Source organism: Rhodococcus sp. EPR-147 (genome assembly GCF_001647185.1).
In the GTDB taxonomy this organism is placed as follows: Bacteria; Actinomycetota; Actinomycetes; order Mycobacteriales; family Mycobacteriaceae; genus Rhodococcoides.
The window spans coordinates 1-9,278 of record NZ_LVCU01000159.1 but is presented as its reverse complement, the minus strand read 5'-3'; the positions used below and the strand labels follow the sequence as shown (position 1 = coordinate 9,278).

The following is a 9,278-nucleotide window of genomic DNA, read 5'->3' as shown; positions in this document are numbered from 1 at the left end:
CGACGCTCTCGATGATCAGACTGGTGCGGAACACGCCGATGACGACGCTTCGGACATCACCCAGCCCCGAGGTGCGCACCTCCGCGGCCGCGTTGAGCCTGCCGCGCAGACCTATTCGATCGGCCAGGACCAGACCGACCAGGGACGCGATCGTCATGATCCCGAATCCGCCGATCTGAATCAGGGCAAGGATCACGCCCTGCCCGAATCCCGACCAGTACACCGGAGTGTCCACCACGATCAGGCCGGTCAGACTGACGGCGGAGGTGGACGTGAACAACGCCTGCAGAAACCCGGTCTCGCTGCCGGGCACGGTCGCCGCCGGCAGCGACAGCACGCCCGCACCTATCGCGATGGCGAGCGCGAACCCTGTGGCCATGACCCGAACCGGCGTCGGCCTGAAGATCGCGGACCATCGCGATGCCTGGTGAGCGTCTGTCACCCGAGAAACAGTACGCTCCGCTTCGCGCCATGTGAGTGGAAGAGCCGCTTCGCGGCACGTGCACGAAAACTCGTAGCAGAGGTCGAGTTTCCGTGCACCTGGGTCATTCCGCGGGCTCCACTCCCGTGCACCTGGGTCATTCCGCGGGCTCCACTCCCGCGCACCTGCGCGTCAGCGCTCCCGCGTCAGCGCACTGCTATTTTTGCCACGGTCCACGCACGTCCCTGTTCGCTCAACGTGAAGCCCAGTCCCGGGCGCGCGGAGAGATGCATGCGCCCGTCTCGCGTCTCGAGATGCTCGTCGAACAGTGGGTCCAACCAGTCGAAGTGCTCCACCCACGTCTGCAGGGGATACACCGCCGCGAGGTGCAGATGGATCTCCATGGCGAAGTGCGGGGCGAGTTGCAGATCGTGATGCTCTGCCAGCGTGGCCAACTTCAGGAACTGCGTGATTCCGCCGATTCGAGGAGCGTCGGGTTGCAGGATGTCGACCGAGCCGGCCTCGATGAGGCGGACGTGCTCACCGACGCTTGCCAGCATCTCTCCCGTCGCGATCGAGGTATCCAGGCTGCGAGCGAGCTGGGCGTGCCCTTCGGCGTCGTAGGCGTCGAGGGGTTCCTCGATCCAGACCAGATCGAACTGCTCCAGAATGCGGCCCATGCGCTGAGCGGTCGGCCGATCCCACTGCTGATTGGCGTCCACCATCAGCGGGACATCGTCACCGAGAAATTCGCGGACCGCCGTGACGCGGGCGATATCGGTACGCCAATCCGGCTGTCCCACCTTCAGTTTGATGCCGCCGATGCCGTTGGCCAGTGAGATGGCGGCGTTCTCCATGACCTCCTCGATGGGAGTGTGCAGAAAACCACCCGAGGTGTTGTACGTCTGCACCGAATCGCGTGCCGATCCGATCAGTTTCGCCAGCGGCAACCCCGCACGCTTGGCTTTGAGATCCCACAGCGCGATGTCGATCGCGGCAATCGCCTGCGTCGCAACACCACTGCGCCCCACCGAGGCTCCGGCCCACACCAGCTTGTTCCAGATCTTGCCGATGTCGTTAGGGTCCTCACCGATGAGGACCGGAGCAATCTCCTGGGCATGCGCAAACTGGGCGGGGCCGCCCGCACGCTTGGAATAACCGAAACCGATTCCCTCATGGCCCTGTTCGGTGCGAATCTCCGCGAACAGGAACACCACCTCGGTCATCGCCTTCTGCCGACCCGTGAGCACCTTGGCATCGCTGATCGGATTCTTCAGCGGCAACACGATCGAGGACAATGTCACCTCGACGATGCGGTCGAGGCTTGCAGCCCCGGCGGCCAGGGCCCTGACTGCGGCGTCCGGTGCGACGAGTCCACTGGTGGGCTTGTCCGTTGCGATGGTCATCGTGCAACTCCTGAGTTCGTCGATTATATTGCTTCCCAGCCTATTTCGGCGAACCATGCACGTCCAACACCTTTTACCGGCTCAACGATGCCGCCAAAGCATCGATGTTCGACGCGATATCGGCGACTCGGCCCACGAACGTGTGGTGCGTGACGCCCGACGAGTGGGGAGTCATCAGCACGTTGTCGAGTTCACGGAACGGCAGAGAACTCGGTTCGCCCACCCCGTCCGGCCCCGGGTAGCGGTACCAGACATCGATGGCAGCTGCAGCGATCTCGTTGCGAGACAGTGCGTCGAACAGTGGTTGTTCCTGCACCAAGGGCCCACGGCCGACGTTGACGAGTATCCCGTCCTCACCCAGCCTCCGAAGTTCCTCGGCACCGATCATGCCGCGAGTGTGCTCGTTCAACGGCGCGGAGACCACGAGAACATCCGCGAAATCGGCGAGCCTCTTCACATCCCCTGCATCAGCGACCCATTCGAGGCCCTCGTCCGGAGCTCGTCCGCTGCCGGTGACCGCAGCACCGGTTGCCCCGTACGCCCGAAACAACTGCCACGTTTTTCGACCGATATGCCCGAACCCGACGAATCCGATGCGAGCACCGCTCAACGACAACGGTTGCGCGATGCTCGGATCGTAGACAGCGGTCGCGAACCGGCCCGCGCGCAGCGCCCGATCCTGTTGCAGAAACTTACGTCGCAGCATCACGGTCGCAGCAACGACATACTCGGCAATCGACTGCTCGTGATGAAAGGTGTTGCACACCTGCACATCGGGACCCAAGCGGGAACAATCGACATTGTCCGTTCCCGCGCCTGCGACGTGCACCATACGCAGATTCGGCGCAGCGGCACCCATGGCCGCGCTGAACTTGCCACCGACGTAGACGTCGGCATCGGCAAGCTCGTCGATGATGCGGTTTTCGTCGAACGGGATGCACCAGACCACCTCGGCATCGGCGGGCAGGCCCGCCTCGAACTGCTCCCGATGCGGCAGCACATTACGGTCACCGACAACGATCTTCATCCGCGCACCGGAACTCATCGCACCAGGGCCGGCCGCTTGCTGTCGAACGCCCATCCCTCGATCAGGTACTGCATACCGATGGAGTCGTCGCGGGAACCGAGACCTTCCTTCTGGTACAGCTCGTGCGCCGCATCGATCTGCTCGAAGTCGAGCTCGACACCCAGACCCGGCTTGTCGGGCACGGTCAGGTAGCCGTCCTCGATCGTGAACGGCTCCTTGGTCACTCGCTGTCCGTCCTGCCAGATCCAGTGCGTGTCGATGGCCGTGATCGTTCCTGGAGCGGCCGCGGCGACGTGGGTGAACATGGCCAGTGACACGTCGAAGTGGTTGTTGGAGTGCGAACCCCACGTCAGACCCCACGCATCGCACAGCTGCGCTACGCGGACAGAACCGGCCATCGTCCAGAAGTGCGGGTCGGCCAACGGGATGTCCACGGCACCGGATCGGATGGTGTGGCCCATCTCGCGCCAGTCGGTGGCGATCATGTTGGTCGCGGTCTGCAACCCGGTGGCGCGCTTGAATTCGGTCATCACTTCTCGACCGGAGAATCCGCCCTCCGGTCCGACGGGATCTTCGGCGTAGGCCAGGACATCCCGCAGGCCACGACACGTCTCGATCGCGTCCTTCAGCAACCAACCGCCGTTGGGATCCAACGTGATTCGAGCCTCGGGGAATCGCTCGGCCAATGCGCGCACCGCAGCGGCCTCCTCGGCGGCGGGCAGCGCACCACCCTTGAGCTTGAAGTCCTGGAATCCGTATCGGGCCTGCGCCGCCTCGGCGAGGCGCACGATCGACTCGGGATCCATGGCCTCCTCGTGCCTGATGCGCATCCAGTCGTCGGCCCCAGCAGCCTCGTCGGCTGCACCACGGTAGGCGAGGTCGGTCTTGGTGCGATCGGCGACGAAGAACAGGTAGCCCAGAGCCTGGACCTTGTCACGCTGCTGACCGTCTCCCAACAACGCGGCGACGCTGACGCCGAGATGCTGGCCGAGTAGATCCAGTAACGCCGATTCCACCGCGGTCACAGCGTGAATCGCGATCCGCAGATCGAAGGTCTGCGCGCCTCGGCCCCCGGCATCACGATCCGCGAACGTGCGGCGCATCTCGGCCAGCACGGCGTTGTACCGACCGATGCCCTGGCCCTCGACGAGTACCCGCGCATCCTCGAGAGTCTGCCGGATCGCCTCTCCGCCGGGCACTTCACCGACACCGATGCGCCCATCCGAATCGGTGAGCACCACCAGATTGCGGGTGAAGTACGGGGCGTGCGCTCCGCTGAGGTTCAGCAGCATGTCGTCGTGACCGGCAATGGGAATGACGCGCATCTCGGTGACGACGGGGGTGCTCGTGTGGACGTTCATGTCCGACCTCTCTCATACGCCATGGGTGACTCGGCTCACAGACGACACTAGGACTCCCGATCGATTCATGTCCAAGACCATCTGCGCATCGACCGATGCAGTAGTGGCATCGGTAGGCACAGCGGGAGCCCATCACACCTGGCAGCGCGATCGATACCGAGAGTGGATCGAATGCGACTTTTTTAGACTTGGACATGTATCGATCGCCCTTCTACCGTGGTGAGCTATGAGCCAGGTCACGCCTCGGCGTCAGTGCACGCACCGCATCACAGCCCTAGGAGTCACCCCATGACAGCGTCGACGACACAGTCCACCACTCTCACCGGCCGGATGATCATCGCCGGCGTCCCGGTATTCGGTGCCGGCGCGCAGATTCACGGAATCGACCCCAGCACCGGCAGAGATCTCGAACCCGCCTACGGGCACGGAGACAACAACGACGTCGAGAAGGCCTGTGCCGCAGCGGCCGACGCCTTCGCCGACTACCGGGCCACGTCCTCGGAGACCCGCGCGCAGTTCCTCGAGACCATCGCAGACAACATCGCGGCGCTCGGCGACACCCTGATCGAGCGCACCGTCGCAGAATCAGGACTTCCGCTGGCCCGCATCACCGGCGAGGTCGGCCGCACCACCGGACAACTGCGTCTGTTCGCTTCCGTTCTGCGCGAGGGCAGTTGGAACGGAGCCCGTATCGATCCGGCCCAGCCCGAACGCGCGCCCCTCCCCCGCGCCGACATCCGCCAGCGACAGATTCCCCTGGGACCGGTAGCAGTGTTCGGTGCCAGCAACTTCCCGCTCGCCTTCTCCGTCGCCGGCGGCGACACCGCGTCCGCCCTCGCAGCCGGATGCCCTGTGGTGGTCAAAGCACACGACGCCCACCCGGGAACGTCCGAGTTGGTCGGCCGCGCAATCGCCGACGCGGTGTCCTCCACCGGAATGCCCTCTGGAACGTTCTCACTGTTGTTCGGCTCCGGCCGCGGACTCGGTACCGCTCTGGTGACCGACCCTCGCATCAAGGCCGTCGGATTCACCGGATCACGCTTGGGCGGAACGGCTCTCGTTGCCGCGGCGGCCGGTCGCCGCGAGCCCATCCCGGTGTACGCCGAGATGAGTTCCATCAACCCCGTCTTCGTCCTCGACGGCGCACTCGCCACCCGCGGAGCCGAACTCGGCCGCGCCTTCGTCGCATCGCTCACCATGGGCTCGGGCCAGTTCTGCACCAACCCCGGTCTCGTCATCGCCGTCGACGGCCCGGGCCTGCAGACCTTCACCGAGGCGGCCACTGCCGCTGTGCAGGAGTCCACACCCACCACGATGCTGACCCCGAACATCGCCGCGAGCTACGCCGAGGGCGTCGACACTTTGAGCGAAGTCGTGACCGAGCTCGCCAGGGGTACAGACGCACAGGCCCCGAACGCCTGCCGCGCAGCGCTGTTCACCACCGACGCCGATACGTTCCTCACCTCCGATGCAGCACAGGCCGAGGTGTTCGGCGCGTCGAGCCTCATCGTTCGCTGCACCGATGCACAGCAGCTTCGCGACGTCGCCGCGCTCCTCGAAGGGCAGCTGACCGCCACTGTCCATGCCGACGAGTCCGATCACACCGAGGCAGGCAAACTCCTCTCGGTGCTCGAACTCAAGGCCGGTCGCATCCTGTTCGACGGATGGCCCACCGGCGTCGAGGTAGGCCACGCAATGGTCCACGGCGGCCCCTTCCCCGCCACTTCCAATTCCCGCACCACCTCGGTCGGATCTCTCGCCATCGAGCGCTTCCTGCGTCCTGTTTCCTACCAGGACGTGCCGAAATCTCTGCTGCCCAATCCAATTGCCGATGGCAACCCAGAGGGCATCTTTCGCCGCATCGACGGCCAGCTCACCCAAGACTGACTCACCCCCACCTAGTTCTCGAGGAGACCACCATGCTCGACGGAGTCCTGTTCTTCCCCGTCACCCCGTTCACTGCCACCGGTGAGGTCGATTACGACCTGCTGGCCGCGCACATCGCGAAGGGTGTCGATGCGGGACCCGGTGGAGTGTTCATCGCGTGCGGCACGGGCGAATTCCATGCCCTCGAAAGCGAGGAGTTCGGCAAGATCGTGCGCACCGCGGTCGACGTCGTTGCCGGCCGCGTCCCCGTCTACGCCGGTGCAGGCGGATCCGTCGCCCAGGCAAAAGCATTCGCCGCGAGCGCGAAGACCAACGGAGCCGACGGAATCCTGTTGCTCCCGCCCTATCTGGTGACGATGCCGCAGGCCGGGTTGGTCAACTACACCAAGGCCGTTGCCGGTGCCTCGGATCTGCCACTGATCGTTTACAACCGCGGTAACGCTCGCTTCACCGAGGACTCGGCCGTCGAGGTGGCGCAGCTCCCCACCGTCGTCGGATTCAAGGACGGTACAGGCGATCTCGATCAGGTCGGCCGCATCGTTCGGGCAGTGCTGGATGCCCTCGAGCCGTCGGGCAAGCCCTTCCAGTTCTTCAACGGCCTGCCCACCGCCGAGGTCTCGCAGCAGGCCTATCGCGCCATCGGTGTCACGCTGTACTCCTCGGCGACGTTCGCCTTCGCGCCCGAGCTTGCGCTGGCGTTCTACCGATCCCTCGACAGCGGAAACGAGAAGCTCACAGCCGCACTGCTGCGCGAGTTCTTCCACCCGCTGGTTCGCCTACGCGACAAGGTTCCCGGCTACGCCGTCTCTCTCATCAAGGCAGGCGTGACGATGGAGGGCATCGAGGCAGGCCCCGTGCGCCCGCCACTGGTGGACATCAGTGCACCGCACCTCGAAGAACTGACCGCGATCGTAGCCGCCGGCCGGGCCGTGCTGGCGGACGAGCTCGCGGTGCACTGATGCAGGATCCGATTCTGATCACCGGCGCTCGGATCACCCCGATCGCGTTCGTCGACCCTCCGTTGCTCAACACCGTCGGTGTACATCAGCCGTACGCACTGCGCGCCATCATCCAACTCGATACCGATGCAGGCATCGTCGGACTCGGTGAGACCTATGCCGACACCGCACACCTGGCTCGTCTCGACGCGGCGGCCCAGGCCATCACCGGCCTGGACGTGTTCGCACTCAACGCGATTCGTGACGCCGTCGACTCCGTACTCGGAACCCTGTCGATCACCGGTGGTGACGGCGTCGCCGGAATGATCACCACGGCCAGCACCACCGACCGTGTGTTCTCACCCTTCGAGATCGCCTGCCTGGACGTCCAGGGAAAAGTACTGCAACGACCGGTGTCGGATCTGCTCGGCGGCAAGGTGCGCGATTCGGTTCCGTTCAGCGCGTACCTGTTCTACAAGTGGGCTGCGCATCCCGGGCAGCAGCCCGACGAATGGGGCGAGGCGATCGATCCGGAAGGCCTGGTTCGGCAGGCTCGAAAGATGATCGACGAGTACGGCTTCGAGGCCATCAAGGTCAAGGGCGGCGTCTTCCCGCCCGACGAGGAGATCGCCGGTATCAAGGCGCTGCGGGAGGCATTCCCCGAGCTTCCGCTCCGGCTGGACCCCAACGCGGCGTGGACGGTCGACACCTCCATCCGCGTTGCCGCCGAGCTCGACGGCATCGTCGAGTATCTCGAGGACCCGACACCAGGACTCGACGGGATGGCCGAGGTCGCGCGGGAGGCGAAGATGCCACTCGCGACCAACATGTGCGTCGTCGCGTTCGATCATCTACGGCCCGCGGTGGTGAAGGATTCGGTGCAGGTGGTGTTGTCCGACCATCATTACTGGGGCGGCCTGCAACGATCGAGGTTGCTCGCCGGAATCTGCGAGACCTTCGAGCTGGGTCTGTCGATGCACTCGAACAGCCACCTCGGCATCAGTCTGGCCGCCATGGTGCACCTGGCCGCGGCGACGCCCAATCTGACCTACGCCTGCGATACGCACTGGCCGTGGAAGAACGAGGACGTCGTCGTACCCGGGGTGTTGAACTTCGTCGACGGTGCGGTGGCCGTGCCCACCGGGCCGGGGTTGGGCATCGAGATAGACGAGGCCGCCCTCGCAGCGCTGCATCAGCAGTACCTCGACTGCGGTATCCGCGACCGCGACGACACCGGCTACATGCAGAGCATCGATCCGAGCTTCGAGAACACGTGCCCACGCTGGTAGGGGGCTAAACTCGCAGCAGGTCGTGGGGACCGTGCGAGAGGCTAGTGGTGTGAACAGTGGCTGGCAGTACTCCCCTGCCTCGGTAGCGCGGACGTCCGGGGTCAATTGCCTCGTCAGCGGGTTGGTCGGTGTCGTCATCGTCGTCGCGGCGTCCCCCCGGGCCGCCGCGGTCCTGTGTGCGCTGGCTGTGCTGTGGTGCGCACTTGGCGTGTACATGATTGCCGCAGCTCCGGTACTTTCCCGGCGGCTGTACCTGTTGATGCATCTGTCGGGCCTGACGAGTATCGCCTTGTTCTGCACCGCTGCGGGCGGCGAGATCGCGGCGTTGTCCGGGATCTTTCTCCAGCTACTGTTGGTGACGCCGGCGTTCATCGTCCTGCCCGCCCGTATCGCTTGGCGTACAACGGTTCTCAACGCGAGCTACATTGCGTACCTGGGCATCGCGGTGGGAGACCTGCACCCCGTTCTGGTGGTCAACGCCGAGCTCGTTGTCGTGGCAATCGCGATCTCTGCGGCCTGGGTCCAGAGCGTGGCATCGACCTCCGAGATCGACGATCTGACCCGACTCGCGAATCGGCGGCGATTGACCAGAGAGCTGGACGCTCGGCCGGGAACGGTCGCGAGCGGAAAGATCGACGCCGTCGCCGTGGTGGACATCGATCACTTCAAGGTGATCAACGACGACTTCGGGCACGCGGCAGGCGATCACGCACTCGTCACCGTGTCGGATGCACTACGCAACTTCCTCCCGCCGCAGCATCTGCTGAGCCGCTCGGGCGGCGACGAATTCACCGTACTGTGCATCACCGGCACGGGTGCCGAGCTGCGCACCGCCATCGATCGAGTGCGGACGGAGTTGCCCGCGGACCTGACGATCTCGGTAGGGGTGGCTTGTCGACAGGACGGAGAGACCGCCCGCGCGACCCTCGAGCGCGCCGACCGAGCGCTG

Annotated in this window: 7 protein-coding genes and 1 pseudogene; 4 read left to right on the top strand and 4 right to left on the bottom strand. The window is 65.0% G+C overall.

The window, feature by feature from the left end; all coding sequences use genetic code 11:
* The 4 genes and pseudogenes from A2J02_RS07950 to A2J02_RS07935 form a co-directional block, all read right to left on the bottom strand.
* Positions 1-379, bottom strand: a pseudogene (locus A2J02_RS07950) (TrkH family potassium uptake protein); the annotation flags it as partial.
* Between the two features lie 248 nt (positions 380-627).
* Complete coding sequence (locus A2J02_RS07945) at positions 628-1,827, bottom strand: L-talarate/galactarate dehydratase (protein ID WP_068048987.1); 1,200 nt, start codon at positions 1,825-1,827, stop codon at positions 628-630.
* 73 nt (positions 1,828-1,900) lie between these two features.
* Positions 1,901-2,854, bottom strand: a complete 954-nt coding sequence (locus A2J02_RS07940; RefSeq protein WP_068048990.1) for a 2-hydroxyacid dehydrogenase — start codon at positions 2,852-2,854, stop codon at positions 1,901-1,903.
* Positions 2,855-2,868: 14 nt separating this feature from the next.
* Positions 2,869-4,215, bottom strand: a complete 1,347-nt coding sequence (locus A2J02_RS07935) for an enolase C-terminal domain-like protein (protein WP_068048984.1) — start codon at positions 4,213-4,215, stop codon at positions 2,869-2,871.
* Between the two features lie 288 nt (positions 4,216-4,503).
* Between A2J02_RS07935 and A2J02_RS07930 the strand changes: the two genes are divergently transcribed.
* From A2J02_RS07930 to A2J02_RS07915, 4 genes are all read left to right on the top strand, one after another.
* Entirely contained in the window at positions 4,504-6,102 is a 1,599-nt protein-coding gene (locus tag A2J02_RS07930) for an aldehyde dehydrogenase (NADP(+)) (protein ID WP_068048981.1), read from the top strand.
* 32 nt (positions 6,103-6,134) lie between these two features.
* Positions 6,135-7,061 carry a 5-dehydro-4-deoxyglucarate dehydratase gene (locus tag A2J02_RS07925; protein WP_068048978.1) on the top strand — a complete coding sequence of 309 codons (927 nt, stop codon included), beginning with the start codon at positions 6,135-6,137 and terminating at the stop codon, positions 7,059-7,061.
* On the top strand, positions 7,061-8,329 hold the full coding sequence (locus A2J02_RS07920) for a glucarate dehydratase family protein (RefSeq protein ID WP_068048975.1): 1,269 nt from the start codon (positions 7,061-7,063) through the stop codon (positions 8,327-8,329). Before A2J02_RS07925 ends, A2J02_RS07920 begins: the two co-directional genes overlap by 1 nt.
* A 49-nt stretch (positions 8,330-8,378) precedes the next feature.
* Positions 8,379-9,278, top strand: a 900-nt coding sequence (locus A2J02_RS07915) for a sensor domain-containing diguanylate cyclase (protein WP_156516144.1), incomplete at its 3' end; no start/stop codon positions are given.